This window comes from Brevundimonas sp. 'scallop' (assembly GCF_011045535.1).
Taxonomy (GTDB): Bacteria; Pseudomonadota; Alphaproteobacteria; order Caulobacterales; family Caulobacteraceae; genus Brevundimonas; species Brevundimonas vesicularis.
Map to the genome: position 1 here is coordinate 2,946,761 of NZ_CP039382.1, position 25,592 is coordinate 2,972,352.

General features: G+C 68.0%; 31 protein-coding genes. 6 read left to right on the plus strand and 25 right to left on the minus strand.

Annotated features, from left to right (window positions below; genetic code table 11):
• Window positions 1–2: 2 nt before the first annotated feature.
• The 8 genes from E4341_RS14825 to tolB all read right to left on the minus strand — a co-directional run bounded on the left by E4341_RS14825 (window position 3) and on the right by tolB (window position 9,620).
• On the minus strand, window positions 3–656 hold the full coding sequence (locus E4341_RS14825) for a hypothetical protein (RefSeq protein WP_165118311.1): 654 nt from the start codon (window positions 654–656) through the stop codon (window positions 3–5).
• A gap of 64 nt (window positions 657–720) precedes the next feature.
• Entirely contained in the window at window positions 721–1,938 is a 1,218-nt protein-coding gene (locus E4341_RS14830; protein ID WP_165118313.1) for an acyltransferase family protein, read from the minus strand.
• A gap of 167 nt (window positions 1,939–2,105) precedes the next feature.
• Entirely contained in the window at window positions 2,106–4,061 is a 1,956-nt protein-coding gene (ftsH, locus tag E4341_RS14835; RefSeq protein WP_055753954.1) for an ATP-dependent zinc metalloprotease FtsH, read from the minus strand.
• Between the two features lie 86 nt (window positions 4,062–4,147).
• On the minus strand, window positions 4,148–5,266 hold the full coding sequence (locus E4341_RS14840; protein ID WP_240893582.1) for an ATP-binding protein: 1,119 nt from the start codon (window positions 5,264–5,266) through the stop codon (window positions 4,148–4,150).
• 128 nt (window positions 5,267–5,394) lie between these two features.
• Window positions 5,395–6,240: a tol-pal system YbgF family protein gene (locus tag E4341_RS14845; RefSeq protein WP_165118315.1), complete on the minus strand. Its 846-nt coding sequence runs from the start codon at window positions 6,238–6,240 to the stop codon at window positions 5,395–5,397.
• Between the two features lie 41 nt (window positions 6,241–6,281).
• Window positions 6,282–7,424: a DUF3667 domain-containing protein gene (locus E4341_RS14850; protein WP_165118317.1), complete on the minus strand. Its 1,143-nt coding sequence runs from the start codon at window positions 7,422–7,424 to the stop codon at window positions 6,282–6,284.
• Window positions 7,425–7,551: 127 nt separating this feature from the next.
• On the minus strand, window positions 7,552–8,115 hold the full coding sequence (gene pal / locus E4341_RS14855) for a peptidoglycan-associated lipoprotein Pal (RefSeq protein WP_039246161.1): 564 nt from the start codon (window positions 8,113–8,115) through the stop codon (window positions 7,552–7,554).
• Between the two features lie 140 nt (window positions 8,116–8,255).
• On the minus strand, window positions 8,256–9,620 hold the full coding sequence (gene tolB, locus E4341_RS14860; RefSeq protein ID WP_112861281.1) for a Tol-Pal system beta propeller repeat protein TolB: 1,365 nt from the start codon (window positions 9,618–9,620) through the stop codon (window positions 8,256–8,258).
• Between the two features lie 141 nt (window positions 9,621–9,761).
• Between tolB and E4341_RS14865 the strand changes: the two genes are divergently transcribed.
• Window positions 9,762–9,995, plus strand: coding sequence for a hypothetical protein (locus E4341_RS14865; RefSeq protein ID WP_017506756.1), 234 nt, complete (start codon window positions 9,762–9,764; stop codon window positions 9,993–9,995).
• Complete coding sequence (locus E4341_RS14870; RefSeq protein ID WP_165118319.1) at window positions 9,992–10,426, plus strand: TA system VapC family ribonuclease toxin; 435 nt, start codon at window positions 9,992–9,994, stop codon at window positions 10,424–10,426. Before E4341_RS14865 ends, E4341_RS14870 begins: the two co-directional genes overlap by 4 nt.
• Window positions 10,427–10,429: 3 nt before the next feature.
• Here the strand turns inward: E4341_RS14870 and E4341_RS15450 are convergent, their stop codons facing one another.
• The 14 genes from E4341_RS15450 to E4341_RS14940 all read right to left on the minus strand — a co-directional run bounded on the left by E4341_RS15450 (window position 10,430) and on the right by E4341_RS14940 (window position 20,717).
• Window positions 10,430–11,308 carry a hypothetical protein gene (locus E4341_RS15450; protein ID WP_205751321.1) on the minus strand — a complete coding sequence of 293 codons (879 nt, stop codon included), beginning with the start codon at window positions 11,306–11,308 and terminating at the stop codon, window positions 10,430–10,432.
• A 5-nt stretch (window positions 11,309–11,313) separates the two neighbouring features.
• Window positions 11,314–11,766 carry an ExbD/TolR family protein gene (locus E4341_RS14880; RefSeq protein WP_066554427.1) on the minus strand — a complete coding sequence of 151 codons (453 nt, stop codon included), beginning with the start codon at window positions 11,764–11,766 and terminating at the stop codon, window positions 11,314–11,316.
• A 3-nt stretch (window positions 11,767–11,769) separates the two neighbouring features.
• Window positions 11,770–12,522 (minus strand): protein TolQ, encoded by a 753-nt coding sequence (gene tolQ / locus E4341_RS14885; RefSeq protein WP_165118321.1) that lies wholly within the window; start codon window positions 12,520–12,522, stop codon window positions 11,770–11,772.
• Between the two features lie 140 nt (window positions 12,523–12,662).
• Window positions 12,663–13,097, minus strand: a complete 435-nt coding sequence (locus E4341_RS14890) for a hypothetical protein (protein ID WP_165118323.1) — start codon at window positions 13,095–13,097, stop codon at window positions 12,663–12,665.
• Window positions 13,098–13,123: 26 nt separating this feature from the next.
• Window positions 13,124–13,582 (minus strand): tol-pal system-associated acyl-CoA thioesterase, encoded by a 459-nt coding sequence (ybgC, locus tag E4341_RS14895; protein ID WP_165118819.1) that lies wholly within the window; start codon window positions 13,580–13,582, stop codon window positions 13,124–13,126.
• Between the two features lie 5 nt (window positions 13,583–13,587).
• Window positions 13,588–14,451: a hypothetical protein gene (locus E4341_RS14900; protein ID WP_165118325.1), complete on the minus strand. Its 864-nt coding sequence runs from the start codon at window positions 14,449–14,451 to the stop codon at window positions 13,588–13,590.
• On the minus strand, window positions 14,448–14,816 hold the full coding sequence (locus E4341_RS14905) for a hypothetical protein (protein ID WP_165118327.1): 369 nt from the start codon (window positions 14,814–14,816) through the stop codon (window positions 14,448–14,450). Before E4341_RS14905 ends, E4341_RS14900 begins: the two co-directional genes overlap by 4 nt.
• A gap of 5 nt (window positions 14,817–14,821) precedes the next feature.
• Window positions 14,822–16,288 carry an alpha/beta hydrolase gene (locus E4341_RS14910; protein ID WP_165118329.1) on the minus strand — a complete coding sequence of 489 codons (1,467 nt, stop codon included), beginning with the start codon at window positions 16,286–16,288 and terminating at the stop codon, window positions 14,822–14,824.
• 56 nt (window positions 16,289–16,344) lie between these two features.
• Complete coding sequence (ruvB, locus tag E4341_RS14915) at window positions 16,345–17,376, minus strand: Holliday junction branch migration DNA helicase RuvB (RefSeq protein ID WP_017506438.1); 1,032 nt, start codon at window positions 17,374–17,376, stop codon at window positions 16,345–16,347.
• Window positions 17,377–17,389: 13 nt separating this feature from the next.
• Window positions 17,390–18,007, minus strand: a complete 618-nt coding sequence (gene ruvA, locus E4341_RS14920; RefSeq protein WP_055806492.1) for a Holliday junction branch migration protein RuvA — start codon at window positions 18,005–18,007, stop codon at window positions 17,390–17,392.
• Window positions 18,004–18,522: a crossover junction endodeoxyribonuclease RuvC gene (ruvC, locus tag E4341_RS14925; RefSeq protein ID WP_055753940.1), complete on the minus strand. Its 519-nt coding sequence runs from the start codon at window positions 18,520–18,522 to the stop codon at window positions 18,004–18,006. Before ruvC ends, ruvA begins: the two co-directional genes overlap by 4 nt.
• 46 nt (window positions 18,523–18,568) lie before the next feature.
• The gene (locus E4341_RS14930) at window positions 18,569–19,264 is read right to left on the minus strand and encodes an MgtC/SapB family protein (RefSeq protein WP_165118331.1); all 696 of its coding nucleotides are present in this window, start codon (window positions 19,262–19,264) and stop codon (window positions 18,569–18,571) included.
• 76 nt (window positions 19,265–19,340) lie between these two features.
• Complete coding sequence (locus E4341_RS14935; protein ID WP_165118333.1) at window positions 19,341–19,859, minus strand: hemerythrin domain-containing protein; 519 nt, start codon at window positions 19,857–19,859, stop codon at window positions 19,341–19,343.
• 84 nt (window positions 19,860–19,943) lie between these two features.
• Window positions 19,944–20,717, minus strand: a complete 774-nt coding sequence (locus E4341_RS14940; RefSeq protein WP_165118335.1) for a YebC/PmpR family DNA-binding transcriptional regulator — start codon at window positions 20,715–20,717, stop codon at window positions 19,944–19,946.
• A 148-nt stretch (window positions 20,718–20,865) separates the two neighbouring features.
• Here E4341_RS14940 and E4341_RS14945 point away from each other — a divergent pair, with 148 nt between their 5' ends.
• Window positions 20,866–21,066: a hypothetical protein gene (locus tag E4341_RS14945; RefSeq protein WP_055753936.1), complete on the plus strand. Its 201-nt coding sequence runs from the start codon at window positions 20,866–20,868 to the stop codon at window positions 21,064–21,066.
• Between the two features lie 4 nt (window positions 21,067–21,070).
• Here E4341_RS14945 and E4341_RS14950 read toward each other — a convergent pair whose 3' ends face one another.
• Entirely contained in the window at window positions 21,071–22,354 is a 1,284-nt protein-coding gene (locus tag E4341_RS14950) for an arsenic transporter (RefSeq protein ID WP_165118337.1), read from the minus strand.
• Window positions 22,355–22,435: 81 nt separating this feature from the next.
• Here E4341_RS14950 and E4341_RS14955 point away from each other — a divergent pair, with 81 nt between their 5' ends.
• Window positions 22,436–22,771 carry a helix-turn-helix transcriptional regulator gene (locus E4341_RS14955; RefSeq protein WP_017506449.1) on the plus strand — a complete coding sequence of 112 codons (336 nt, stop codon included), beginning with the start codon at window positions 22,436–22,438 and terminating at the stop codon, window positions 22,769–22,771.
• A gap of 5 nt (window positions 22,772–22,776) precedes the next feature.
• Window positions 22,777–23,181 (plus strand): arsenate reductase (glutaredoxin), encoded by a 405-nt coding sequence (gene arsC, locus E4341_RS14960; protein WP_165118339.1) that lies wholly within the window; start codon window positions 22,777–22,779, stop codon window positions 23,179–23,181.
• A gap of 36 nt (window positions 23,182–23,217) precedes the next feature.
• On the opposite strand, the gene E4341_RS14965 is transcribed toward arsC, so the two are convergent.
• Both E4341_RS14965 and E4341_RS14970 read right to left on the minus strand, forming a co-directional pair.
• The gene (locus tag E4341_RS14965; protein WP_165118341.1) at window positions 23,218–23,751 is read right to left on the minus strand and encodes a MarR family winged helix-turn-helix transcriptional regulator; all 534 of its coding nucleotides are present in this window, start codon (window positions 23,749–23,751) and stop codon (window positions 23,218–23,220) included.
• A 48-nt stretch (window positions 23,752–23,799) separates the two neighbouring features.
• Window positions 23,800–24,234, minus strand: coding sequence for a thioesterase family protein (locus E4341_RS14970; RefSeq protein ID WP_165118343.1), 435 nt, complete (start codon window positions 24,232–24,234; stop codon window positions 23,800–23,802).
• A 159-nt stretch (window positions 24,235–24,393) separates the two neighbouring features.
• On the opposite strand from E4341_RS14970, the gene E4341_RS14975 reads away from it, so the two are divergent.
• Window positions 24,394–25,524 carry a zinc-dependent alcohol dehydrogenase family protein gene (locus E4341_RS14975; RefSeq protein WP_165118345.1) on the plus strand — a complete coding sequence of 377 codons (1,131 nt, stop codon included), beginning with the start codon at window positions 24,394–24,396 and terminating at the stop codon, window positions 25,522–25,524.
• Window positions 25,525–25,592: the final 68 nt, after the last annotated feature.

A 25,592-nucleotide genomic window follows, 5' to 3' on the forward strand; every position in this document is an offset into this window, starting at 1 on the left:
GATCAGCCGAGGTCCGCGTCGACGGCGCGGACCTTCAGCGCCGCACGCGTCATGATCCAGCCCGGCCCCGCGAACAGCACGAACAGGGCAAGGGTGCAGACGTAGAGATAGACCACCGCGTCGCGCACCAGCACGCCCAGCGCGACCGCCGTGAGCCAGCCGCCCAACGACGTCGCCAGCATCCATAGCTTCTTCTTCAGACTGTAGGCCACGAACCAGGCCGCCGACTGAAGCGCGAAGATCATCGCCGGATAATAGAGCCAGACAGCGAAGTCCTGATCGCGGCGCGCCCCCACGCCAAACACGATGATGATCGCCAGATTGGCCATGCCCGCGCCGCTGAAGGCCGCATTCAGGGTGCGCGTGACGATGGGGCCGGCCGTTCCCGTCTTGCGGTCCTCACGCACGGCCCAGGTCAGGACGATGAGGAAGGCGACCGTGATGGCGACCACGAAGCTGAGATTTGCCAGAGGCGGCCAGCGCACGATCCCCCAAACCTGACCGATATGGAACAGGCATTGCAGACCGTAGAGCAGACCGCCCGCCAGATAGGCGACGCCCAGCGTCAGGGTCGCTCTGGGATTATTGCCGCCCTGAACAATGGCCTTCATGAAGGCCAGGTCGGTCTCGGGGCCGGTGCGGGACTTGTCGGACATCGCTGTGTGATTCCTGTGCGACGGGCGCGTCCCTCGGATGGACGCCGCCGGAAGGGTTTGCAAATTATTCGGCGGGGACCAGGGCAGGCGCAGGCCGGTTGCGCCACGGCACGCGCCGGCCATTCAGCCACCGTCCCATAAAGCTATGACGGATCAGCAGTTCGTAGGACGCCAGGCACACGGCGAGGACGCCCGCCGACACGCCGATCAGCTTAACCCACCACGGCCCGGCCCAATCCTGCACCCAGACCTGGGCCAGCATGACCAGCGGCAGGTGCACGATATAGATCCAGTAGGATGCGTCGGACAGGTAGCGCCGAACCGGACTGTGGCCCGAGGCGAACCGCAGGCATAGCCCCGTGGCCGCCAAGGCCGAGGCAAAGACGGCGACCGCCGTGACGGCGGCGGCCAGGGCCTTGCCGGCCGTCGGCTCGCCCATCGGCGCGATGCTCGGTCCGCCCGCCAGCACATAGGCCGCGACGCCCGAAACCAACGCCATGCTCAGGAACAGCGGCGCCCCCTTGGCGATGCGGCCCAGCAGATCACGCCGCCGATCCAGCGCAAAGCCCAGGCCGAAGGCGAGGCCGAATCCGACCAGGGCGGAGGTGTTCGGGATCACGCCCGCGTCCGGCGTCGGCACGGCAAAGAAGGCGATCCACGTTGGATCCAGCCACAGCGCCAGGGCGAGCGGGGCGGCCAGCGCGGCAGGCGTCCACGGGCCGATCAGCGCGCCGATGATCCTGTCCACGACCGGACCCGCTCGCCCCGCGCGATCCAGCACGCCGAGCACGGCCCGCACGATCAGGACGACGGCGTAGAACAGGGTCAGCGCCCACAGAAACCACAGGTGGGTCAGCGGAAAGTTGGTCCATTCATACGTCGGCGGAGGCGGCGGCGGCGCGCCGGGCGTCACCAGACCATTGGCATGAGCGTTCCAGACCAGGGCCGTAACGATCCCCGCCATGACCGGAAACCAGAAGGCCGCCAGCGGCCCGGCGATCCGCACCACCCGATCCTTGGCGAAGGCGACCCAGCCCTGCCGCGTCAGCATCCTATGGGCGAACAAGCCCGCGATGAGGAAGAAGGCCGTCATGCGAAACAGATGGATGGCGAAGAATAGCCAGGCGGCGCCGATCGACCGGCTGTCGTCCGCCACGATCCAGATCTGCTGCGGAAAGAAGGACAGGCTGGCGTGAAGCAGCACCCCCAGCAGCAGCGCCCCGGCGCGCAACGCATCCAGTCCGTGCAGCCGCTCCACCTGCTCTGCTTGCGATATCACCATGACGTCCCTCCCAAGATCGAGACCGCCATATCTCACAGACAGGTTTGCAACGCAAACTTGTTCGTCATGATGTTTTGGGTGGGCCAGTGGGGCAGCCAGACGCCCAAAGAAAAAACCCGCCGGGAGAGCCATCTCCCGGCGGGTCCATCTTCAGATCAGGCCTGGGTTCAGTGAACCGTGGGCACGCTGGTCGCGGCCGGCGCGGCGACCGGGACTTCGATGTCCGTGCCGTCCGACACCGGCGTCACCGGCACCGAGACCGAAGGCCCGGCGTTGGGGAAGTTGTTCTCGTCACGGTTTGGCGCGACGCCCTTCTCCAGCAGGTCCTTGATCTCCTCACCCGACAGGGTCTCGTATTCCAGCAGGGCCTGAGACAGCTTCTCGTGATCCTCGGCCTTGGTGGTCAGGATCGTGCGGGCCTCGTCCCAGCCCGAGGTCACCAGGCGACGGACTTCCTCGTCGATGGTGCGCGCCGTCTCTTCGGAGATGTTCTGGCTGCGGGCGACCGAGTGGCCCAGGAAGACCTCTTCCTGGTTCTCGCCGTAGGCCACCGTGCCCAGCTTATCCGAGAAGCCCCAGCGGGTGACCATGGCGCGGGCCAGCTTGGTCGCCTGTTCTATATCCGAGCTGGCGCCCGAGGTGATGTTTTCCGGCCCGAAGATCAGTTCCTCGGCGACGCGGCCGCCCGCCATGATGGCGATCCGGTCGATCATCTGCTGATATTTCATCGAATAGCGGTCGCCTTCCGGCAACTGCATCACCATGCCCAGCGCCCGGCCGCGCGGGACGATGGTCGCCTTGTGCACCGGGTCGGCCATCTTGACGTTCATGGCGACGATGGCGTGACCGGCCTCGTGATAGGCGGTCAGACGCTTTTCTTCCTCGTTCATCGCCATGGAGCGACGTTCGGAGCCCATCAGCACCTTGTCCTTGGCGTCTTCGAAGTCGCGGTGGGTGACCATGCGACGGTCCTTGCGCGCCGCCGTCAGGGCCGCCTCGTTGACCAGGTTGGCCAGGTCGGCGCCCGAGAAGCCGGGCGTGCCGCGCGCGATCGTCTTGACGTTGACGTCGGCGGCCAGGGGCACGTCCTTCATGTGGACGCGCAGGATGCGTTCGCGGCCCGAGACGTCGGGGTTCGGCACCACCACTTGGCGGTCGAAACGCCCGGGACGCAGCAGGGCCGGGTCCAGCACGTCGGGACGGTTGGTCGCGGCGATCAGGATGATGTTCTCGGACGCCTCGAAGCCGTCCATCTCGACCAGCAGCTGGTTCAGCGTCTGTTCGCGCTCGTCATTGCCGCCGCCGAGACCCGCGCCGCGGTGGCGACCGACGGCGTCGATTTCGTCGATGAAGATGATGCAGGGCGCGTTCTTCTTGGCCTGTTCGAACATGTCGCGAACCCGCGACGCGCCGACGCCGACGAACATCTCGACGAAGTCCGAACCCGAGATCGAGAAGAAGGGCACGCCCGCCTCGCCCGCGACCGCGCGCGCCAGCAGCGTCTTGCCGGTGCCGGGAGGGCCCACAAGCAGCGCGCCCTTGGGAATCTTGCCGCCCAGACGCTGGAACTTGCCCGGATCCTTCAGGAAGTCGACGACCTCCTGCAGCTCGTCCTTGGCCTCGTCCACGCCGGCGACGTCGTCGAAGGTCTTACGTCCCTTGTGCTCGGTCAGCAGCTTGGCCTTGGACTTGCCGAAGCCCATGGCGCCCTTCGCCCCGCCCTGCATCTGACGCATGAAGAAGATCCACACCCCGATCAGCAGCGCGATCGGCAGGATGCCCAGCAGCAGGCTCATCCAGATCGACTGGCCGCCCGACTTGGCGTCGATCTCGACATTGGCGGCCAGCATCTGGGCCACCAGCTGTTCGTTCGGATAGACGGTGGTGGAGGTGAAGCGTTCGCCGTTCTTCAGCTCGCCGTTCACCTTGTCCAGGCGGATGGTCACCTGTTTGACCTCACCCGCGTTCACGCGCTGCACCAGCTGGGAATAGCTGATGGCCTCGGGCTTGCCGGCCGGCTGGCCCGTCACGCCGTTCATGGCGCCGCCCTGCGACAGCGCCGCATAGCCCGCCAGCAACGCCAGAATGATCACGCCGGTGATCGCCAGATTACGCAGGTTCATTGAGGTCCTCGGTCGTCCGCGACCCCGGTGGGATCGACGGTCTGGATGTGTCTGTCTGGGAAAATAGGGGCTTAATTAGCGTTACGCTATCGGGTGGCGGAAATCAGGTCGTCTTCGTGCGTCGTTTCGTCCAGCGCCAGCCTGAGCCGTTCCGCGACAAGGCCGCGCCGTTCGACCCCTTCGCCTGCAAGAACCGGGGCCACCGCGTCGTCCCTGATCAACACAGGCCAAGCCCCGCGCGTCGCCGCCGGCAGCCGATTGATCTCGGCCCTGTCGGCGTCCGACAGGCTGGCCAACCGCCCCCGCGCCGCCACGACGGACCAACCGGCACGATCGGCGCAAAAGACGAACCGCCCGTCCCACACCGCCTCGACGCCGGGCGTCAGCGCCAGCGGCGAAATGTCTCGTCTGCGCAGCTCGCCGGCCTCGCGCATCAGCTGCGCCGTCGCGCCGACGGCCTCGATGCGCGCCCCGCACAGGGTCGCCGCGAAATCCTCACCCGCCTTCAGCCGCGCTATCAGGGCTTCAAGCCGCGCTCCCCGAGGTGGCGTCGATCCGCCGCCGACGCAGACCAGGGCCGCCGCCAGCGCCCGCGCGCCCACGTCGCGGTCCACACGCGCCATGGCCTCGCCCTTGATCATCGGCCGCGCCCCGGTTTGCGCCGCCGCCTGCTCGACCGGTTGCAGCGCCGCGCCCGCCAGCGCCTGCCGCGCCCGGCTGCGGCCGAAGCGGGGATCGGCGTTGGCGGGATCCTCGATCCAGTCCGCCCCCTCGCCCGCCAGCCAGTCCCGCAACCCCGCCCGCCGCTCGCCCAGCAGCGGCCGCAACAGCATCAGGCCGCGACCCTCGGGCCAGGCCGGCGACGGCGACCATTCGCGAACCCGTCCCAGGGTCGAACCTTCGCTCCGCATCAGATCGGCCTCGGCGATGTCGTCGGCGGTTTGGGCGAACAGGACGACCGAGGCCCCTGCCTCGCGCGCCGCATCGGCGATCAGCCCATGTCGCGCCGCCCGCGCCGCGGCCGTCAGCCCGGTCGCGGGCTTGTCTCCGCCCCAACTCAACCCGCGCCAGTCGGCTCCGGCGTCCCGCGCCGCCTCGGCCGCAAAGTCGGTCCAGCGGCCGCTGTCCGCATTCAGCCGATGATCGACGGTCAGGGCCAGCACCGAACGCCCGCGCGTCCGCGCCCAGTCCGTCGTCAGCCGCAACAGGGCGATGGAATCCCCGCCCCCCGATAGGGCCAGCGCCAGCGGCCGCTCCGTGTCCCGCGTCAGTCGCGCATCCAGCCGCGCGAAGACCCGCGCCGTCAGATCGTCCCCAATCGCTGGGCTGGGCGTCAGGCGCAGGACCCCGTGGTCTTCAGCTGCGCCGCCCGCGCCTTTTGCGGGTCCGAGGCGGCGGGCGCATAGCGGCGCGTGAACTCAGCCAGGGCCGCGCACCCTTGCGGCTTCCGCTGCGTCGCGAACAAGGCGTCGGCCAGTTTCAGCGTCGTATCCGCCGCCCAGCCGATGCGCGGCCAGTCCTTCAGCGCGGCGGCGTAATAGGGCACCGCCCCCGCCTTGTCGTTCGCCGCGACCCGCAGGTCGCCCAGGCGAGAGTTGGCCTCGCGCGACTGCGGCGTATCGGGCCAGGCCGCGATCACCGTTTCCAGCGCCCGCTCGCCGCGCGGCTTGTCGGTCGACAGCAGGGCCACCGCCGCCGCCAAGTCGCGGGTTGCATCGCCGGTCGGCGAGGTCGCCTCGATCGGCGCATTCAGTTCAGCCTGGGTCTCCAGCTTCTGCAACCGGCCCTCGGCGTCCGCCAGACGCGTCTTCAGCGTCTCGTTCTCGCGCGTGGCCTCGTCCAGCTGGAAGGTCAGCCGCTCGTTGTCGCCGTTGATCCGGCGCACCGTGGCCTCCAGGTCGCCCAGGCGTCGGTCCATCAGGGCGAACTGCCCCTGCAACGTCACCACCTCGGGGTCCGGCTCGACCAGCACGGGCTGGCCGGCGGCGTTTCTCTGGGTCAGGGCGCGCTCAAGCCGGCGCACATTGCGGTCCAGCTGGTCCAGGCGCCGATTGTCCCACTCGGTCCGCTCCATGATGTTGGGCTGGGCCTGCTGGGCGACCGCACCGCCCCCGATCAGTAGGACGCCAAGGGCGGCGGCGGCGAGGAGATGAACGCGAGAAATCGAGAGCTTGGTCATGGGTCTAGCTTTCACCGATTTGGGGCCGCCGCAAGGCCGAGCTAGTGGCCGAGACCCAGATAGACGATGGCCGCGAAGAACAGGCCGACCACGATGTTGCAAAACACCAACAGAGCGATCGTCCGCCACAGGGCCGAGAACCAGGACAGCGAATAGGCGCCCTTCATCTGGGCGAACACATGCACGGGCACGGCCAGCAGCCCCAGCGGAATGACGATGGCGCCCAGCCACCCGGCGATCGTCGCCGACAGCACCATCAGCATCAGCAGCATGGCCATGAAGGTCAGCGAGTACAGAACGAACACCCCGTGTTCGTAAAGGGTGAAGCCCCGCTTCCACAGGAACAGCAGGGCCACGAACGGGATCGACAAGGGCACCAGCAGGAAGGCGAACTTGTACACCGTCTGCTGAAACTTATAAACCGCCAGGTCCGGGTTCTGCAGCTTCTTCAACACCGTGGCGCCGATGCCGTGGCCTTCCTTCTTGGCATCCTTGCCCATGACCTTCAGCTTGGTCTCGCCACTTTCGCCGGTCGCCATGTCCTTGATCCCGGCTTGCCAGCTGCCGGGCTTCAGACCGTCGGCGCGGCCGTCGCGCTGCTCGATCTCCAGCCGGGCCAGGGCCGCGCGGCGGTCGTCGACCAGCTTCTGTCCGGCGTTGATCGCCATCTGCATCGTCGGGTCCGGCTGGGCGCCGCTTTCCGCCCGCATCTGGACCAGGGCCTTTTCGGCCTCGGCCAGGCCGACGCGCTGAGACGCGATCCGTTCGCTCATCTCCGCCGCCTCGCCGGACTTGGATTCCGGATGCGGCATGAAGCTGAGCGCGAAGAACATCACGAACAGGGTGAACAGGAAGATCGCCAGCGGCGAGACGAAGCGCGTGCGTTTGCCCTCGACCCACTCGCGCGTCAGCCGGCCGGGGTTCAGCCACAGCAGCGGCAGGGTGCGCCAGATCCGGGCGTCGAAATGCATGACCCCGTGCAGCAGCTCTTCGCCTAGGTGCAGCAGGCTGCGATGGACATGGGTCGGCTGGCCGCAGTTTGCGCAGAAGTTGCCGCTCGTTTCCGCCCCGCAGTCGGAACAGACGCCGTGGGCGTGGGCCTCGCCGGCCTTGCCCGTCGGCTTTTCAATCGCGCCTGCGACCAGTCCGGCCGTGACGACGGCGCCCGCCCCTTCGATATCCATCCGCTGATCCCCCGATCCCTGTGACGACGGTTCTGCCGCCGGCCCGGCGTCAGGACAAGCGCGGAAACGAAAAGAGGCGCCGACCCTGCGGCCGGCGCCTCCTTCAGATCAGCCGATCAGCCGGTCGTCAGCGCGGCGCGCCCGAGACGATAGCGGTGTGGGCGTTGCGGTTGCGGGCGAAGGCGTCCTCGTTCGAACCCTCCGCGATCGGCCGCTCCTTGCCGAAGCTGATGGTGTCGATCCGGCCGGCCGGAATGCCCCGGTTGATCAGATAGGTGCGCACCGATTCTGCACGACGAGCGCCCAGCGCCAGATTGTATTCGCGCGTGCCGCGTTCGTCGGCGTTGCCTTCGATGCGGACCGTCACGGACGGATAGCGCTGCAGCCATTGGGCCTGGGCGTCCAGGCGCGGCATGGCCTCGGGACGGACCTCATAGGAGTCCAGGTCGAAATAGATGCGGTCGCCGACGTTGACGACGAAATCCTGTTCGGTGCCCGGCGCGGCCGAACCCATGTTTCCGCCGGTCACCGGCCCGGTGGGCGCGGTCGGATAGGCCGGGCCCGTCGGTTGCGTCGTGCCGTCGTTCGGACCGGGCACGCCGGTCTCGACCGGGGGCTTTCGGGTGCAGGCGGCCATGGCGGCGACGGCGCAGCCGACCATCGCCAGTTTGAGAATGCGGGAAGTCTTCATGGGGTCGTCTCCTGACGTATCGTTTCTGGCAAGGGGCGGGCCTCAAGCTTGGCTTTACTGTCTGCCTCGGGCGATTTTTCGACGCTAGAGGCGATAACGCACAGTTGAGCTTTAAGGCTCCGACGGTGTCGGTGCGGCGTCTAGGCGGGGCAGCTGTCGGCGCCCTGGTTCACGCCCAGATTGCTCGGGCCGCGGTCCAGCAGCGGCGACCAGGCCGGGTCGGTCCCGCGCCCGTTATAGCCCGCCTGCGACACCACGCGCCCCGACAGGTCCACGGTCCACAGACGCGTGTCGCCGCCCGGCGTCTGGCGCGCAAACATCACGTATCGGCCGTTCGGCGCCCAGTTCGGGCCTTCCTCGAAATAGCTGGACGACAGGATGCGCTCGCCCGAACCGTCGGCGTTCATCACCCCGGTCGAGAACCGGCCGCCACCCTGTTTGGTGAAGGCGATCAGATTGCCGGTCGGGCTCCAGGACGGGGCCGTATAGATGCCGCCGCCGCGCGAGATCGGTCGTTGGCCCGATCCGTCCGACCGCATGACATACAGGCGCGCCGAACCCGAGCGGTCCGAGGTGAAGACGATCTGGCTGCCGTCCGGGCTAAAGGACGGCGAGGTGTCGATACCGGGGTCGCTGGTCAGGCGCGTGATCTGGCGGCTGCGCAGGTCCATCACATAGACGTCGGTATTGCCGCCCCGGATGATCGAAAACGCGATCTTGTTGCCGTCGTTGGAGAAGCGCGGCGCCAGCACCTGACCGTCAAACTCGCCCAGGCTCTCGCGCCGGCCCGTCGTCAGATTATACAGGTAGATGCGGCTGTAGTCCTTGCCCAGCGCCACATAGGTGATCTCGTCCGGCTGCGACAGCGAGAAGCGCGGCGACATGATCACCTCGTCGCCCTGCGTCAGATAGGTCGGATTGAACCCGTCCTGGTCGGCGATGGTCAGGCGGTTGATCCGGTTCAGCTGCGTGCCCTCCTCGGACACGAAGATCACGCGGGAATCGAAGAAGCCGGCCTCGCCGGTCATGCGCTGATAGATGACGTCGGAAATCTTGTGCGCGATCCGGCGCCATTGCTCCTGGGTCGCGGTGAACTGATAGCTGACCAGCTGGCACTGGCGGTAGGGATCATACAGCCGGAAGCCCACGTCCAGCCGCCCGTCGCCGCGCGTCGTCACCCCGCCGTACAGCACCGCCTGCGCGCCGATCTGGGTCCACTGAGGGAAGTTCGGCGCATTGGCCAGCGTCAGCCCGGTCTCGATGAAGCTGGACGGGTTCAGCGGCTCGAAGAAGCCCGACCGCTTCAGATTGGCGCTGACGACATTGGAGATGTCCGACCCGTGCGTCCCGGCGAACGGCACGACCGCGATCTGAAGCGGGCGCAACACGCCCTGATCGATCTCGACCTCGACCGGCTGGTTCTGCTGAGGCGTCTGCGCCGCCGTCGTCAGAGGAGCCGCCATCGCGACAGCCGCCACGGAGGCCAGAAGAAGGTTCAGACGCATCAGATGCTCCCATAAGTCTCGAAGGATCGCCGCCCCTTATCGCCGGGCCGTTCGACTTTCGCCAGCTTCACGGGGAATAGGGCGACATTCGGGACGGGAGCGATCATTGATGCGTGATGCGTGATGCATTATCTTACAGCCATGCGCACTACACTCGCCATCGACGACGACGTGCTGAACGCCGCACGGGCCATCGCGGTTCAGACCCGAACCTCTGTGGGCGAAGTCATTTCCGATCTCGCGCGCCGCTCGATCACACAGGCCAAGCCGGACACGTCGCCCGAGTTCCGCAACGGCATTCGTCTCCTGCCGCACCGCAAGGGCGCTGTGGTGACGACCGAACAGATCAACGCTCTGCGCGATGAGCTGCCTTGATCGCGCTTCTGGACGTCAGCGTCCTGATCGCATTGATCGATCCAGCCCATACCGAGCATCTCACCGCCCACGCCTGGTTCGCAAATGAGTATCAGGCTGGTTGGGCGACCTGCCCGCTGACCGAAAACGGCGCGCTTCGAATCCTCAGCAATCCGAAATATCCAAACTCGCCGGGCGCGCCTGCGCAGGTGTTGCCCGCGCTTCACTCCTTGCTGAGCCAACCCGGCCATGTGTTCTGGCCCGACGACATCAGTCTGCTGAGCGACCGTTTGATCGCGCAGGATCGCCTGCTCACCTCGGGCCAGTTGACGGATAGCTATCTGCTGGCCTTAGCCGTCTCGAACGGCGGGCGGCTGGCCACGTTCGACCGACGCCTGGCGCCTGACGCGGTGAAGGGCGGCAAGGCTGCCCTACATCTCATAACGGCCTGACGCTCAGCGATTACGGCACGCCCGTTCGGTGTTGAAGGTCGGGCGATAGACCCCGCCGGGGAAGCCCTGCGGCACGTCGAAGGGCGCGGTCTGGCGCAGGGCGCGCAGGGCGCCGTCGGCGGCGGCGCGATAGACGTTCGACGACTGGGCGTTGATCAGGCTGGGCCCGCGCGTGATCCGCCCATCGGCCGACAGGGTCAGCTCGACCTGGATGCGCAGCTGGTCCGCGCCGGGGATGTCGCAGGGCAGGATCCAGTTCGGATAGACTTGATTGAAGATGGCCGTGATCTGCGGGCCCGTGGCCTGGGACGCCGCGCCCGCCCCCTGCTGCCCCGTCGCCGGTCGGCCGCGATTGTTGGTCGGGCGGGTCGGTCCGGCCAGGGCGTCCAGATCCAGGCTCGGCTCGGTGCGCTGGGGCGCGGGGCGGGCGGGTGCGGGCGTCGCCGGGCGCGGGGTCGGCTGGGCCTTGGTCGGCGGCGCCGGCGTCGGCGGCTGGGGTCGAGGCGTCGGACGCGGCGGCGTCGGGGTCGGCGTGGGCTTCGGCGTCGGCGTGGGCGTCGGGGCCGGGCGCGGCGGCGTGGGCCGCGGCGGTGTCGGGGTCGGGCGCGGCTGGGGTTGCGGCGGCGTCGGCTCGGGCGTCGGCGGCACGGGATCGGGCTGCTGCACCGGGGCGGTCGCGGCGTCGTCGGGCGAGGGTTCGGGCTGCGGATTGTCCGCCGGCGCCGCCTGGATCACCTCTTCCGACACGATGGTCACCGGCACCGAGGCGACCAGCGGCGTCTCGTCCTCGTCCATCTTTGGCGACACCATCAAGAAGGCGAGCGCGACTGCCCCGGCGTGCAGGGCGAGCGATCCGAGGATGGCGGGGCTCGGCCGACGCAACGGATTCAGGCCTCCGGCGCCGTGTCGGTGATCAGGTTCAGCTTGGTGAAGCCCGAGGCGCTCAACCGCGCCATCACCCGCGCCACCGCCTGATAGGGCGCGCGCCCGTCGGCCCGCACGAACACCGGCCGCTCGGCCGCCTTGTCGGCCCCGCCGGCCTCGGTCAACAGGCGCGTGGACAGGGCGTCGAACGCCGTCTCGCTGTCGCCGACGAAGATCGCGCCCTGCTGGTCGATGCTGACCGACAGAGGTTCGGACTTGATCTCGACCGCGCTGGCCTCGGTCTTGGGCAGTTCGACCGGCACGCCCACCGTCAGCAGCGGCGCCGAGATCATGAAGATGATCAGCAGCACCAGCATCACGTCCACCAGGGGCGTGACGTTGATCTCGGTCAGAGGCCCTTTACGCCCCCTGCGTCCCCGGCGCCCGCCGCCGCTCGCACCACCGCCCAAGGCCATGGCTCAGACGCCCCGCTTCAGGCTGAGGTCGCTTGACGGCGGGGGCGGAGGCGGCGGGGCCGACGGGCTGCCCAGTCGGCGCGCCACGGCGGCCTGCAGATCGTCGGCGAACGCCTCTAGCCGGCCGACGAACTTGCCCGCGTCGATTGAGAATTTGTTGTAGGCGATATAGGCCGGGATGGCCGCCGCCAGGCCGATGGCGGTGGCGAACAGGGCTTCGGCAATGGCCGGCGCCACCGTCGTCAGATTGGTGTTGCCCGCCGCCGCGATCCGCCCGAACGCATTCATGATGCCCCACACGGTGCCGAACAGGCCGATGAAGGGCGAGGCCGTGGCCACGACCGACAGCACGCCCAGGCCGTTCTCGATCCGCTGGCCCTCGCGCGAGATCAGGCTGTTCATCGCCTTGTCGATCCGCACCAGCAGCAGGTCGCCCTGATGCTCGTTCAACGCCCCGCGCTGACGCGCCTCGCGCCAGTCCGACAGGGCGATCACCAGCATGCGCGGCAAGGCGTGGTCCGGCTCGGGTCCGGCCTGGGACGCCACCTCTTCCAGCGACCGGCCGGACTGAACCGACTTTTCGAACTCGTCGGCGCGCTTGTTCAGCGCCGTGAACCGAACCGCCTTGTCGATGATGATCGTCCACGACCAGATCGAGGCCGCCGCCAGCCCGATCATCACACTCTTGACCACCCAGTCGGCGGTCAGGAACAGCTCGACCGGGTTCATCATCGCGGCGTCGACAGGCGTGGTCATTCAGGCGCTCCGGGCGGAATCGAGATCGTCACGTCCCCTCTTCGACCGAGCGGACGTGACCATTGTGTGGCGTCCGGCCCGTTTAGCCCCGACCCGTCCGCCCGTCATCTGACAGGCGCGTCATAAGGGTTAACGGCAGGTTACTCGGACGCCGTCCGCCGCGCGTTCGGATCGACCGCGACAGAGACCGGGGCGCCGACGCTTATGATGACGCCCTCGTGGCCTTCCTTGGCGATGGAATAGGTGGCGGCGTCCTTCAGCAGTTGCTCTTCGCACTGGCGATCGCCCGCCCGGCCCAGTTCGGCGCAGCCGCGCTTGGCCGCATCGGTCCAGCCCAGGACCCGGCGCGTCGCCGCCTCGGCCCGCTTGATCGCCGCCTCGTCCTCGGCGGCGGCCTGCGCGATCAGGGCCTGGCGCGCGCCCTGCTGGTATTGCAGCTCGGCCTGGCCCGCCATCTTGCGCTCCCAAACCTTATAATAGGGACAGCCCACCAAGCCGCCGCCGATCAGCAGCACGAACAGCAGGATCGTGACGATCACCGCGCTGGTGGACATTTTGTAGGTTTCTGCGGCCATGACGTTTCCCCCTCGTTGGCGCGATCCTAGTCGGCGGTTCCACTGGCCGCCAGCCACGGCGTGACCTTCTCGACCAGGCCCTTCGACGGCCGTCGCGGCCGCCCGTCCAGATGGATGCACACCGCCGTCACCTCGGCCCGGCACAGCACCTCGCCGGCCCGCTCCACGCTCTGGCGGATAATCAGCCGCACGCCCTTCACCTGCTCATAGACGGTGCGAACCACCAGGGCGTCGTCGATCCGCGCGGGCTTGAGATATTTGATGTTCAGCTCCGACACCACGAAGGCCAGCGGCTCGGCCTCCTCCAGCAGATCCGCGTGCCCCACCCCGATGGCGCGCAGGAAATCGGACCGCCCCCGCTCGAAATAGCGCACATAGTTGGCGTGATAGACCAGGCCGGTGAAATCGGTGTCTTCATAATAGACGCGCACCGGCAACAGGTGATCGCGCCCATCGAAACGGCCGGCGGTGGGTTGGTCGGAGATTGCGGTCACTGAAACCTCGTGCGTCGTGCAGACGCCATAACCAGTCCGACCGCGACAAGCCATCCGATCACGGGCGAAGCGCCATATCCCACCACCGGTGCCGGATAGGCGCCCAGCAGATTGGCCGCCGACAGACCGATCCAGAACCCGGCCATGGCCAGTCCGACGGCGGCTCCGACGCCCCGCGTGCGCCATCCCATCCAAAGCAACGGGGCCGACAGCACGACTAACGCCAGGCCCGCCGCCACGCCGAGGATCGGCGACGTGGCCCAGACCGTCGGCACGACATCCTCGACATAGGGAACGCGCGGCAGGGCCTCCGGACGCGTCAGGCTCCAGAGCGCCAGAATCCAGGACAGGGCCGCCAGCGGCGCCAACGTCTTCCACGACCCTCTCGCCGCCGTCAGCAATGCAGTCGTTCCCACCGCGAAGGCCAGGCTGGCGGCTCCGTCGAAGCCGAGACCGAACGTCAGGATCGTCAGGCCAGCGGCGCCTGCCGTCCACACATCGTCTGCATCCTGCGCCACGAGCCAGAGCAGCGGCGCGCCCAGCAGCGAAGCGGGGTGAATCAGAACCGGCCCCAGCGCCAGCCAGCGATGCGCGCCCTGCATCTCCACGCCCGTCGTCAACATCAGGACGGCGACGACCAGGATCGCCGCCGCCAACATCAACCTCGGACCCCGGCCTGGCCGCGCCATCCGCGACGCCGCCCACAGCGCCACGGCCCCGATCAGAAACGCCGCGGCCTGAACCGCAACCGAGGCCGTCCCCGCCCCGGCCGCCCGGATCGCCAGCAGGCTGATAGCCGCCGTCGCCGTGATCTGTGCGATCAGAGCGAGTGCTGGCCCATTCAACCGACGACGGATCACGGCCGGCGGTTCGGCGCAGCCATGAAACCAGGGCAGTAGCTTTGGCGCATTTCGCGGAACTCAGTCGGCAGGGGGTCGTCGCTGAACAGGATGCGATTGGGGATGGAGACAAAGCCCACCGCAGGACCGCCCGCGACGCGCCCGACATAGCCGCACACCGATCGCCTTTCGCCGTTCTCGGCGTAGCGCAGCTCGGCGCCGCGCCCCGCCTGGGTGCGGATCTGGCGCATCACCCGCGCATCGGCCGGCTCGGGCGACGGGGTGTGCGCCGGCTGCATCAGCATCCAGACGCCGACCGCGCACAGGGCGAAAACCAGCGCCGCCGCGATTATCAGGCGCTGCTGAAGCGGGCTGCGATGGCGCATCACCCTCATGCGGCGGGCGCATCCAGGGTGAAGTCCAGCGGCGTGTCGGCGGCGGGCAGGCAGGTCCGATCCACCGGCTTGGACGGATCACGCAGGAAATCGCGCGCCATCTTGCGCGTGCAGGGGCTGGCGTTGATGACGCCGTGGGTCGCGTTGGTCACGATCACCACCTGGCTGTTCGCATAGCCCTTGGCGGCCGCCTCGGTCAGCGGCGGCGGGCAGCCCGGATCGATCTCGGCGGCGACGAACAGGGTCGGGATGTCGGTCCGGACCGGCAGATTTTCGATCGGCAGCGCGGGCCGTTCGCCCACCGCCGCGCAGACGTCGAACAGCCGCGACAGTGACGGGACCAGCACCTCGGCGACCGGATCACCGGCCGCCCCGGCCGCCAGCCGCGCCTTGGACTCGAACGGCAGTTCTTCCTTGCACAGATGGGCCATGTGCTGACCCTCGAAATAATAGGTGCGATCTTCGGCGATCTCCGCGACCGGCGTCAGGTCGCCGGTGATGATCTTGTCCAGATCGACCGGCAGGCTGCGCACGCCCGTCGCGCTATAGGTCGTGTCCATCAGAAAGGCCGACAGGTCGTCGACGGTGAAGGTGCGCCCGTCCTTGCCCGTCACCGGACCGGCCAGCCATTTGCGCGCCTCGGCCTCGAACCGCGCCTGAAGGTCCGGATGCTGCGCCGCGCAGGCCGCCTGGGCCGCGCATTTGGCCAGGATGATTTTCACCGCCGCCGAGACCTGTTCGGGCGTGCCGACGGCCCAGTTGCCCTCGGGCGGCCAGGGGCTGTCCATCACGGCGGCGCGCACGATCTGGGGCTGATGAGTGATGACGGCCGCCTCGATGCGCGGGCCATACGATCCGCCCCACAGGTCGATCTTGGCCAGACCCAGGGCCTGGGCCATGTCCTTCACGTCGTCGGCGATTGCGGCGGCGTTGTACTGGTTCAGGTCGATCCCTTGCGCCTGATAGCCCTTCAGACAGGAGATCAGCCCGTCGCGGTCCTTGTCGGACGGCGGTCCCGCATCGGTCAGTTCGACGCCCGGACAGTCCATCGACGGGTTGCTCGCCCCGCCGCCCCGCTGGTCGAACAGGATCACGTCCTGATCCACCGCAAAGGCCTCCGGATTGCGACGAAGCGCCGCCAGCATCCGCCCCGCCCCCGGCGTCAGAGCCCCGCCCGGCCCGCCATGGAACATCACCATCGGCGGCAGCGCCTGGCCCGAGGCGTCCTTGTAGGGTGCGCTGGCCTTGAAGATGACGACGGCGATGTCGATGCGCCGATCGCTGACCGAGCCGTCGCGCGCCTCGTCCACCGTCAGGGTCCCGCACCGCACCTCGCGCAGGCCCGTCGGCCAATCACTGGGACAGGCCTTGTCGGTGAAGACGGGGGCCTCTGCTCTCGCAGGCGGCGCCAGACCGGTCAGGCCGGCCGCAAACGCCATCACGGCCAGGGTGCGCAGGATCATGGGACGACGGCTCCGGTTCGCCCCAGCAAACCCCCGCCCGCCCCGCTTGGCAACGCCTATTCGAACAGGTCGCCCGGCACAGGTCCGGCGGCCGGTTGCGCCGGCGCGCTGAGGCCGAGATGCGCATAGGCCTTGGCGCAGGCCATGCGGCCGCGCGGGGTGCGCATGATGAAGCCCTGTTGCAGCAGATAGGGTTCGATCACGTCCTCGACCGCATCGCGCGCCTCGGCGATGGCGGCCGCCAGGGTGTCCATCCCGACCGGCCCGCCGCCATAGTTCTCGATCAGCGCCTTCAGGAAGCGCCGGTCCAGGCTGTCCAGCCCGGCCTCGTCCACCTCCAGCCGCGCCAGCGCCCGCGCCGCCACCAGTTTCGAGATCGTCTCGGCCCCTTCCGCCGAGGCGAAATCCCGCACCCGGCGCAGCAGGCGCCCGGCGATGCGCGGGGTGCCGCGCGCCCGCGACGCGATCTCGCGCGCGCCCGCCTCGTCGATGGCTGCGCCCATTTTGCGCGCCGTGCCGCGCACCACAGCCGTCAGTTCGTCGGGGGTGTAGAACTCCAGTCGCAGCGGAATGCCGAACCGGTCCCTGAGCGGCGTGGCCAACAGGCCCGCCCGCGTCGTCGCCCCCACCAGGGTGAACGGCGCCAGGTCGATCCGCACCGAACGCGCCGACGGCCCCTCGCCGATGATCAAGTCCAGCACATGATCCTCCATGGCCGGATACAGGATCTCCTCGACCTGGGGGCTTAAGCGGTGAATCTCGTCGATGAACAGGACGTCGCGCGGCTCAAGATTGGTCAGGATCGCCGCCAGATCGCCCGCCTTGGCCAAGATCGGCCCGGAGGTCGCACGGAACCCCACGCCCAGCTCGCGCGACACGATCTGCGCCAGCGTCGTCTTGCCCAGTCCCGGCGGTCCGAACAGCAGCACATGGTCCAGCGCCTCGGCCCGCCCGCGCGCCGCATCGATGAAGACCTTCAGATTGCCCTTGGCCTGCGACTGGCCGACGAACTCCGACAACGTCTGCGGCCGCAGCGCGCGGTCGAAGGATTCGCCGGTCTCGGCCTCGGGGGAGATGACGCGGGTCATGTCGATGCGGCTCTCATCGGCCCAACTCCTGCAGCGCCGCGCGGATCACCGCCGACAGCTCCGCCTCTTCGCCCAGACGGATCAAGGCCTGATCCACGGCCCGGCGCGCATTGACCTCGGCGACGCCCAGCCCAAGCAGGGCGGACACGGCCTCGCCGGTGATCGAGGGAACGGGCGTTGCGATCTCGACGTGCATGCCGGGTGCGACGGGCGCAAAGCTGGCGTCGCCCAAGGCCTTGCCTTTCAACTCGGTGACGATCCGCAGCGCCAGCTTCGGCCCCACGCCGTTGGCCCGCGCCACCGCCGCCTTGTCCTCGCGCGCCACCGCCGACGCCAGTTCGCCGGGCGGCAAAACGTCCAGCACCGCCAGCGCCGCCTTGGGCCCCACGCCCTGAATGGCCAGCAGGGTCGTGAAGGCCCGCCGCTCGTCGCGCGTCAGAAATCCATACAGGCGCGGCCCCGCATCTTCGCTCCACTGCGAATGGACATGCACAGTCGCCTCGTCGCCCGGCGCCGGCAGTCGCCCCAGCGTCCGCGCCCCGCACGACACGACATAGCCCACGCCGGCGCAGTCGATCAGACATTCCGCCTCGCCGACCTCGGCCAGCACGCCTCTCAACCGCCCGATCACGCCGCCCCCCGGTGCATCGCTTCCAGCAGGGACCGCTTCCTGAGCTGCGCATGGGTGATCGCGACGGCCAGCGCGTCGGCCGCATCCGCCTTCACGTCGCCCGCGGTCGGCAGCAGCCGTTTGACCATGAAGGCGATCTGGCTCTTGTCCGCATGGCCTGCGCCCACCACCGCCTTCTTGATCAGGTTCGGCGAATATTCCGCCACCGTCAGACCCGCCTTGGCCGGCGCCAGCATCACCGCCGCCCGCGCATGACCCAGCTTCAGCGTGGAGGACGGGTTCACATTGACGAACACCTCTTCCACCGCCGCCTCCTCGCAGCCGTGGTCGGCGCAGATCGTTCCCAGCGCCTCGAACAGATGCAGCAGCCGCTCGCTGAACGGCGCGGTCTCGGGCGGGGCCACCACCCCGTGCGCCACCCACCTCAGGCGCGCGCCATCCGACACCACGACGCCCCAGCCGGTGCGTCGCAGACCGGGGTCCAGGCCGATGATTCTGACAGGTTCGTTCGCCATCCGTTCCCCTCATGCCGCAAAGAGGGTTATCGGGCAATGAACGGTTTCAGTCGTCGCGCGGGTCCAGGCTGTAGGCGACCACGCCCGGTATGGCGCACAGCTGTTCCGCCAGCCGCTTTAGCTGGCTTTCCTCGGCAGCCTTCAATCGCCAGGTCCGTCGAACGGTCTGTCCATCGATCAGCTCGAACCGGTCGTGTCGCGCGTCCGCATCGATGGCTTTCAGCGCCGCCTCGATCGCCGGCTCCGGCGACGCCTCGCGCCGTTCCCAGCACACTTCGGCGTCCACCACCGTGCGCGCCGGCAAACGCCCGTTGATCAGCCTCAAGCCGATCAGGATCAGCGCCGTGACCACCGTCGCCGCTGTCCCCAGCGCATAGAGGCCGGCCCCAAACAGAATGCCGATCGCCGAGGTGATCCACAGCGACGCCGCCGTGGTCAGCCCATGGATCGAAAATCCGGTGCGGAAGATCACGCCTGCGCACAGGAACCCGATCCCCGTCAGCACGCCGTGCGCCATCCGCGTCGGGTCTGTGACGATGTTCTCGTCGGGCAGGGCGCGGAACGCCCAATCGGCCTGCGACATGGCCGCCAGCATCAGCAAGGCCGACGCCAGGCTGACCAGGATGTGCGTTCTCAGGCCCGCCGCCCGGCCCCGCCATTCGCGCTCGAAGCCGATGACCCCGCCCGCGATCACCGCGCCGAGGATCGGCAGGACGGCGCCTTCCAGACTACCCAGATTCATCCGCGCTCAACGACGGGCCGAGCGCGGATGTTCCTTGGACGGACGATGCTGCGACATCGTGGTCGCAGCGCCCGCCTCAGCCGTGCTTTTCGATATAGGTCTCGGGGTCCTTGTTCACCGGCTTGACGCCGGTGATGTACTCGGCCTCGAAGGCGGCGAACTTCACCGCCAGCTCATGGCGCGTCTCGACGTCGGCGTTCATGCGGAAGTCGGTCAGCCCCTGCCGCTCTTCCTCGCCCATGTGCTTGGAGTTGACGACGTTCGCCTCGCCCACGGCGTCGAACCACGCCTTGGTGCCGACCTTATGCTTTTCGACTGCTTTGACCGCGTCGCGCAGCTTGTTGTGGTCCTCGATGGCGTCCTCGGTCTCGCCCTCGACCGTGCCGTCCTCGGCGTCATTGGCGCCCTCGCCCTGCTTCAGCAGCTCGGGATAGAAGAACCGCTCTTCGGCCTCGGCGTGCACATCCAGGAACGCCGACAACCGCGTCCAGACGGCGCTCAGCGCATCTGTGTCCTTGGGGTCGATCTGTTCGATGATCGCAAACAGTCGACGCTGTTCGGCATGGTCGTCGAGGATCAGCTGGGTGATGTCCATAGGGGGCTCCAGGCGTAACGGTGAAGCCTCGTTACGCCCGGCGCACGACCCGGTTCCGTGCGAACGACTCGCGGTCGTTCGGGATCAGCCCGCGTACTTGGCCGCGTCCTCGTCGGAGATGTCCTCGTTGGAATAGACCGCCGACACGTCGTCCTCGGCGTCCAGCGCGTCCAGCAGCTTGAACAGCGTGCCCACCGCGTCGCCGGTCACCGGCACTTCGGATTGCGGCTTCCAGACGATGGCGGTGGACTTGGGATCGCCCAGCACCTTGGACATGGCTTCGGCCACGTCGTTCAGGTCTTCGAAGGCGGTCCAGATCGTGTGGCCCGGCGCGTCCTCGTAGATGTCGGGCTTGACCAGGTCGCTCTCGACGTCCTGGGCGCCGGCCTCGATGGCGGCCTCCATCACGGCGTCTTCCGAACCGGCCTCGGCGGCGTAGGTGATCTTGCCGACCTTGTCCCACATGAAGGCGACCGAGTTCATCTCGCTCAGGGCGCCGCCGTTCTTCTTGAAGGCCGCCCCGATGTTGGACGCCGCGCGGTTGCGGTTATCGGTCAAAGCTTCGACGATGATGCCCACGCCGCCCGGACCCCGGCCCTCGTAGCGGACCTCTTCCATCGTATCGACGTCGCCGCCGGCGGCCTTGTTGATGGCGCGCTGGATCACGTCCTTGGGCAGGCTTTCGGCCTTGGCGTTGTTGACCGCCAGGCGCAGGCGCGGGTTCGCCGCCGGATCCGGCAGGCCCGACTTGGCCGCCACGGTGATGTCGCGCGACAGTTTGGAGAACAGCTTGGAACGCTGCGCATCGGCGCGCCCCTTGCGGTGCATGATGTTCTTGAATTTCGAGTGGCCGGCCATGGGATCGTCTTTGAGCGTTCTGAACCTGAGCCGCGCCTCCTAAACGAAGAGCGGCATCCTGTCACGATACGCCGATCGGGGGCGACAGGGGTGGAACCTGTACCGTTTGGGCGTATTGATCCGGGCAAGACAGACGGAGCGTAAAGCCATGACCGCAGACGACACCATCTATGAAGCCGAAGGCTATATGGACGAGGACCTGCACGAGGCCGACATTGTCGAGTGGTACGAAGCCCGCCCGGTCACCGTCTCCACCGCCGTCGCCACCGGCGCCATCGTCACCGCCTTCACCCTGGGCGCCCTGACCGCCGTCGGCGCCCTGTTCCTGATCGGCCGTCTGGACGACTGAGGCCCTAGACGCTCAAGCGTAAGGCCAGGGCCGCCAGGGCGACGCCCAGGACCGGCAGGGTGAGCACCACGCCCACCTTGAAATAATAGCCCCAGCCGATCTTCACGCCCTTCCGCGCCAGGACGTGCAGCCACAGCAATGTGGCCAATGAGCCGATGGGCGTCATCTTAGGCCCCAGGTCGCTGCCGATGACATTGGCGTAGATCATCGCCTCCCTCGCCGCGCCCGTCGCGCCCGAGGCGTCGATCGACAGGGCGCCGATCAGGACCGTGGGCATATTGTTGGCGATGGCCGACAGGAAGGCCGTCAGAAACCCGGTTCCGAAGGCCGCGCCCCAGACTCCGCCCTGCGCGAAGCCGTCCAGCAGGCCCGCGATCTGGCGTGTCAGACCGGCGTTGCCCAGCCCATAGACGACCAGATACATCCCCAAAGAGAAGATCACGACCTGCCACGGCGCCTCGCGCAGCACCTTCGTCGTGCTGATGACCGCGCCGCGGCCCGCCACGACCAACAGGACGACCGCCCCCGTCGCGGCGACGGCGGACACCGGCACCCCTCGCGGTTCCAGCACGAAGAAGCCGATCAGCAGAAACGCCAGGATGATCCAGCCCCACAGGAAGGTCGCCCGGTCCTTAATCGCGCTGGACGGCGCGGCTAACCGCTCCACGTCATAGGCCTTGGGAATATCGCGTCCGAAGACGAAAAACAGCACCATCAGCGTCGCCGCGATGCTCGCCAGGTTCACCGGCGCCATGACCGCCGCATAGCGGTCGAAGCCGATGTCGAAGAAGTCGGCCGAGACGATGTTGACTAGGTTGGACACCACCAGCGGCAGGCTGGCCGCATCCGCGATGAAGCCCGCCGCCATTACGAAGGCCAGCGTCGCCTTGGGGCCATAGCCGAGCGCCAGCAGCATGGCGATGACGATGGGCGTCAGGATCAGCGCCGCCCCGTCGTTGGCGAAGACCGCCGACACCGCCGCGCCCAGCAGGACGAACAGGACGAACAGCCTGCGTCCATGGCCGCCGCCCCATCGCCCGACATGCAGCGCCGCCCATTCGAAGAAGCCCGCCTCGTCCAGCAACAGGCTAATGATGATGATCGCGACGAAGGTCGCCGTGGCGTTCCAAACGATGTCCCAGACCACGGGGATGTCGGCCAGGGTGACGACGCCCAGCAACAGCGCCGCCGCCGCACCGCCCATCGCGCTCCAGCCGATCTGCAACCCCTTCGGCTGCCAGATCACCAGGGTGATGGTGACCGCGAAGATCAGAAAGGCGACGACCATGGGCGGCTCCATCCCGGTCGAACGACGACCGCACCGCCCTCTCTAGCTTGCACGAAACTATATTTCCAGTATCTTGGAATAATGGAATCCGAACCCGCCATTCTCGCGCTCGCCGCCCTGGCGCAATCCACGCGACTGGACGCCTTCCGGCTGCTTGTCCGCCATGCGCCGGACGGCCTGCCGGCCGGAGAGATCGCCGATCGGCTCGCCGTTCCGACCAATACGATGTCGGCGCATCTGGGCGTGCTGTCTCGCGCCGGGCTGATCGCGTCCCAGAGGCGCAGCCGGTCGATCATCTACCGGGCCGATCTGGATCGACTGGGTGAGGTCGTGCTGTTCCTGCTGAAGGACTGCTGCCAGGGCCGCGCCGAGCTTTGCCAACCCCTGCTGGCCGAACTGGCCCCCTGCTGCGACTGAGGCCAATGGACGTCGTTATCTATCACAACCCCGCCTGCGGCACGTCGCGCAACACCCTGGCCCTGATCCGCCACGTCGGGATCGAGCCGCATGTGATCGAGTATCTGAAGACCCCGCCCAACCGCGCGCTGGTGGCCCAACTGGTCGAACGGATGCGCGTATCGGTGCGCGATATCCTGCGAGAAAAGGGCACGCCCTACGCCGACCTCGGCCTGGGCGACACAAGCCTGTCTGACGACCAGCTGCTGGACGCCATCGCGGCGCACCCGATCCTGATGAACCGCCCCATCGTCGTCTCACCCTTGGGCGTCAAACTGTGCCGCCCGTCCGAGACGGTTCTGGACCTGCTGCCCGACCATCTCGCCAAGCCCTTCGTCAAGGAAGACGGCCAGGTCATTCTCGACGCCTAGGGGCTGGCGACTGACGTTGAGGGCGGTCCGATGCCGTCAGGCGTCGGACCGTTCGGGCGTCTGCGGAATACGATCCGTCAGCAGCTTCAGGACCTTGGCGGTGATGGCCAGTTCCTCGTCGGTCACGCCCGCCAGCAGTCGCGTGCGATCCTCGCGCGCGACGCGATCGGAGGCGTTCAGCGCCTCCAGCCCCTTGGGCTCCAGCCGGATCAGGTTGGCCCGTCCGTCGCCGCAAAACGGGTGGCGCGACACCAGACCTTCTTCGATCGACAGCTTGATGCGGCGCGACAGCGAGGCCTCCGATATCCGAAGGATCGCCGCCAACTCCGCCTGCGTCATCCCCTTGGGCTTGGACGCCAGGACATAAAGGTGCGCGCGCTGGGCCGCCGTATAGCCTCGACCGCGAAACAGCGCATTGGCCCGCGTGATCCACGCCCGCGCGACAAAAGCGATGCGCATGGACACGACCAGTTCCAAGCTTCCGCGCGGATCGTCCCCGGTCGTTGCGGCATCCGCCTCCGTAAGGCTCAGATAGAAGGCGTCATCGGGATCGGCGCGGTCGGAAGGCATTGGCATCACGGAAACAGGCGCTGGAGTACAGACGAGGGGCGAAAGTCCTCACCCCGCGCGAAGATTCTCCACCACGCTTCTCAGTCGCGCCGGCAACGGCTTGGGCCGGCGGGTTTCGGCGTCGACATAGACGTGGACGAAATGGCCGATGGCGGCGGGGACGTCGACGCTGCGCTTGAAGACCCCAAAGCCGTAGGTGACGCTGGAGGTGCCGATCGCATCGACCTTGATGCCGACCTCGATCACATCGGGAAACTTCAGCGACGAGGTGTAGCGACAGCCCGAATCCACCACCAAGCCGATCGATTCCGTCAGCGCATTGGCGATCAGCAGATGGGCGTTCACCGCCGAGTCGACGAACTCATAGAATTTGGCGTTGTTGATATGGCCGTACTGGTCGTTGTCGGCCCAGCGGGTGGAGACCATGTGAAAGGCCTTGTAGGTCGCCCGTTGCGCCAGCGCGCCCTCGTCTCGTTTCGGCATCGTCGTCTCCCTCGGCGACGCGAAACGTCGCTCTCGATCTCGACGCTCTAGCTTGGACGACGTTAGGTCAAGCGACTATCGGTAACAGTCTGATCACGAACGCGCTCAAGAAGCGGCCGACTGCGTCGGCGGCGTTAGCGCAAGAATGAGCTTGACCACATGACCCTAACGACTCGCGCCGCCGTCCTGTCCGACAGGGGCGCCGCCCGCCCCTATGCCGACAGCCGCCCTCTGTCGGTCCAGACCGTCACGCTGGACCCGCCCGGCCCCGGCGAAGTGCTGGTTGCGATCAAGGCCGCGGGCCTGTGCCACTCGGACTTGTCGGTCATCAACGGCGACCGCCCTCGCCCCCTCCCCATGGCCCTGGGGCACGAGGCGGCGGGCGTGGTCGAGGCGCTGGGGGACGGCGTCACCGATCTCGTCGTCGGCGATCACGTCGTCATGGTCTTCATGCCGTCGTGCGGTCATTGCAATCCGTGCGCCGGCGGCCGTCCCGCCCTGTGCGAGCCTGGCGCCGCCGCCAACGGCCGGGGTGAGCTGCTGTCCGGCGCTCGCCGCATCTTCCGCGAGGGCGAGCCGGTCAACCACCACCTCGGCTGCTCCGCCTTCGCCGAGCGGGCCGTCGTCTCGCGACGCTCCCTGGTCAAGATCGATCCCGACCTGCCGTTCGAAGAGGCGGCCCTGTTCGGCTGCGCCGTCCTGACCGGCGTCGGCGCCGTGGTGAACACCGCCGGGGTCAAGGCGGGCCAGAGCGTCGTCGTCATAGGCCTGGGCGGCGTGGGCCTGGCCAGCGTGCTGGGCGCCCTGGCCTCGGGCGCCAGCCCCGTCGTCGCCGTCGACCTGTCCGAGGACAAGCTCGCCCTGGCTCGCACCCTCGGCGCGGTCGAAACCGTCAACGCCGCCGACCCCGATGCGGTCGATCAGGTCCGCGCCCTGACGAACGGCGGCGCCGACTTCGCCTTCGAAATGGCCGGTTCGGTCCGGGCGCTGGAGGCGGCGTGGAAGATGACCCGGCGCGGCGGAACCACCGTCACCGCCGGCCTGCCGCCGCCCGATGCGGCCCTTGCCGTCAACGTCGTCTCCCTCGTCGGCGAGGAGCGCACGCTGAAGGGCTCCTACATCGGCACCTGCGTCCCCAGCCGCGACATCCCCCGCTACGTCGCCCTGTATCGCCAGGGCCGCCTGCCGGTGGATCGCCTGATGAGCGGCGTCATTCCCCTGGATGACATCAACACCGGCTTCGACCGCCTCCACGCCGGCGAGGTCGTGCGACTGATCGTCAGACCCTGACGACACTATAATCCCGTCGCCCGGTTTCGGCCGCAAATCCGCAGACCAATGTCCGCTCAAGCTTCAGC

What these genes read in the sequence shown, in the direction of transcription:
- E4341_RS14945 (WP_055753936.1), top strand. Translation starts at nt 20,866, where the DNA reads ATGACCGCAGACGACACCATCTATGAAGCCGAAGGCTATATGGACGAG.
- E4341_RS14865 (WP_017506756.1), top strand. Translation starts at nt 9,762, where the DNA reads ATGCGCACTACACTCGCCATCGACGACGACGTGCTGAACGCCGCACGG.
- E4341_RS14955 (WP_017506449.1), top strand. Translation starts at nt 22,436, where the DNA reads ATGGAATCCGAACCCGCCATTCTCGCGCTCGCCGCCCTGGCGCAATCC.
- tolB (WP_112861281.1), bottom strand. Translation starts at nt 9,620, where the DNA reads ATGCGTCTGAACCTTCTTCTGGCCTCCGTGGCGGCTGTCGCGATGGCG.
- E4341_RS14845 (WP_165118315.1), bottom strand. Translation starts at nt 6,240, where the DNA reads ATGACCAAGCTCTCGATTTCTCGCGTTCATCTCCTCGCCGCCGCCGCC.
- E4341_RS14830 (WP_165118313.1), bottom strand. Translation starts at nt 1,938, where the DNA reads ATGGTGATATCGCAAGCAGAGCAGGTGGAGCGGCTGCACGGACTGGAT.
- ftsH (WP_055753954.1), bottom strand. Translation starts at nt 4,061, where the DNA reads ATGAACCTGCGTAATCTGGCGATCACCGGCGTGATCATTCTGGCGTTG.
- E4341_RS14935 (WP_165118333.1), bottom strand. Translation starts at nt 19,859, where the DNA reads ATGGACATCACCCAGCTGATCCTCGACGACCATGCCGAACAGCGTCGA.
- E4341_RS14910 (WP_165118329.1), bottom strand. Translation starts at nt 16,288, where the DNA reads ATGATCCTGCGCACCCTGGCCGTGATGGCGTTTGCGGCCGGCCTGACC.
- ruvC (WP_055753940.1), bottom strand. Translation starts at nt 18,522, where the DNA reads ATGGCGAACGAACCTGTCAGAATCATCGGCCTGGACCCCGGTCTGCGA.
- pal (WP_039246161.1), bottom strand. Translation starts at nt 8,115, where the DNA reads ATGAAGACTTCCCGCATTCTCAAACTGGCGATGGTCGGCTGCGCCGTC.
- E4341_RS14930 (WP_165118331.1), bottom strand. Translation starts at nt 19,264, where the DNA reads ATGAATCTGGGTAGTCTGGAAGGCGCCGTCCTGCCGATCCTCGGCGCG.
- ruvB (WP_017506438.1), bottom strand. Translation starts at nt 17,376, where the DNA reads ATGACCCGCGTCATCTCCCCCGAGGCCGAGACCGGCGAATCCTTCGAC.
- E4341_RS14965 (WP_165118341.1), bottom strand. Translation starts at nt 23,751, where the DNA reads ATGCCTTCCGACCGCGCCGATCCCGATGACGCCTTCTATCTGAGCCTT.
- E4341_RS14880 (WP_066554427.1), bottom strand. Translation starts at nt 11,766, where the DNA reads ATGGCCTTGGGCGGTGGTGCGAGCGGCGGCGGGCGCCGGGGACGCAGG.
- E4341_RS14905 (WP_165118327.1), bottom strand. Translation starts at nt 14,816, where the DNA reads ATGCGCCATCGCAGCCCGCTTCAGCAGCGCCTGATAATCGCGGCGGCG.
- E4341_RS14970 (WP_165118343.1), bottom strand. Translation starts at nt 24,234, where the DNA reads ATGCCGAAACGAGACGAGGGCGCGCTGGCGCAACGGGCGACCTACAAG.
- E4341_RS14940 (WP_165118335.1), bottom strand. Translation starts at nt 20,717, where the DNA reads ATGGCCGGCCACTCGAAATTCAAGAACATCATGCACCGCAAGGGGCGC.
- E4341_RS14825 (WP_165118311.1), bottom strand. Translation starts at nt 656, where the DNA reads ATGTCCGACAAGTCCCGCACCGGCCCCGAGACCGACCTGGCCTTCATG.
- tolQ (WP_165118321.1), bottom strand. Translation starts at nt 12,522, where the DNA reads ATGACCACGCCTGTCGACGCCGCGATGATGAACCCGGTCGAGCTGTTC.
- E4341_RS14890 (WP_165118323.1), bottom strand. Translation starts at nt 13,097, where the DNA reads ATGGCCGCAGAAACCTACAAAATGTCCACCAGCGCGGTGATCGTCACG.
- E4341_RS14975 (WP_165118345.1), top strand. Translation starts at nt 24,394, where the DNA reads ATGACCCTAACGACTCGCGCCGCCGTCCTGTCCGACAGGGGCGCCGCC.
- E4341_RS14850 (WP_165118317.1), bottom strand. Translation starts at nt 7,424, where the DNA reads ATGGATATCGAAGGGGCGGGCGCCGTCGTCACGGCCGGACTGGTCGCA.
- arsC (WP_165118339.1), top strand. Translation starts at nt 22,777, where the DNA reads ATGGACGTCGTTATCTATCACAACCCCGCCTGCGGCACGTCGCGCAAC.
- E4341_RS14950 (WP_165118337.1), bottom strand. Translation starts at nt 22,354, where the DNA reads ATGGTCGTCGCCTTTCTGATCTTCGCGGTCACCATCACCCTGGTGATC.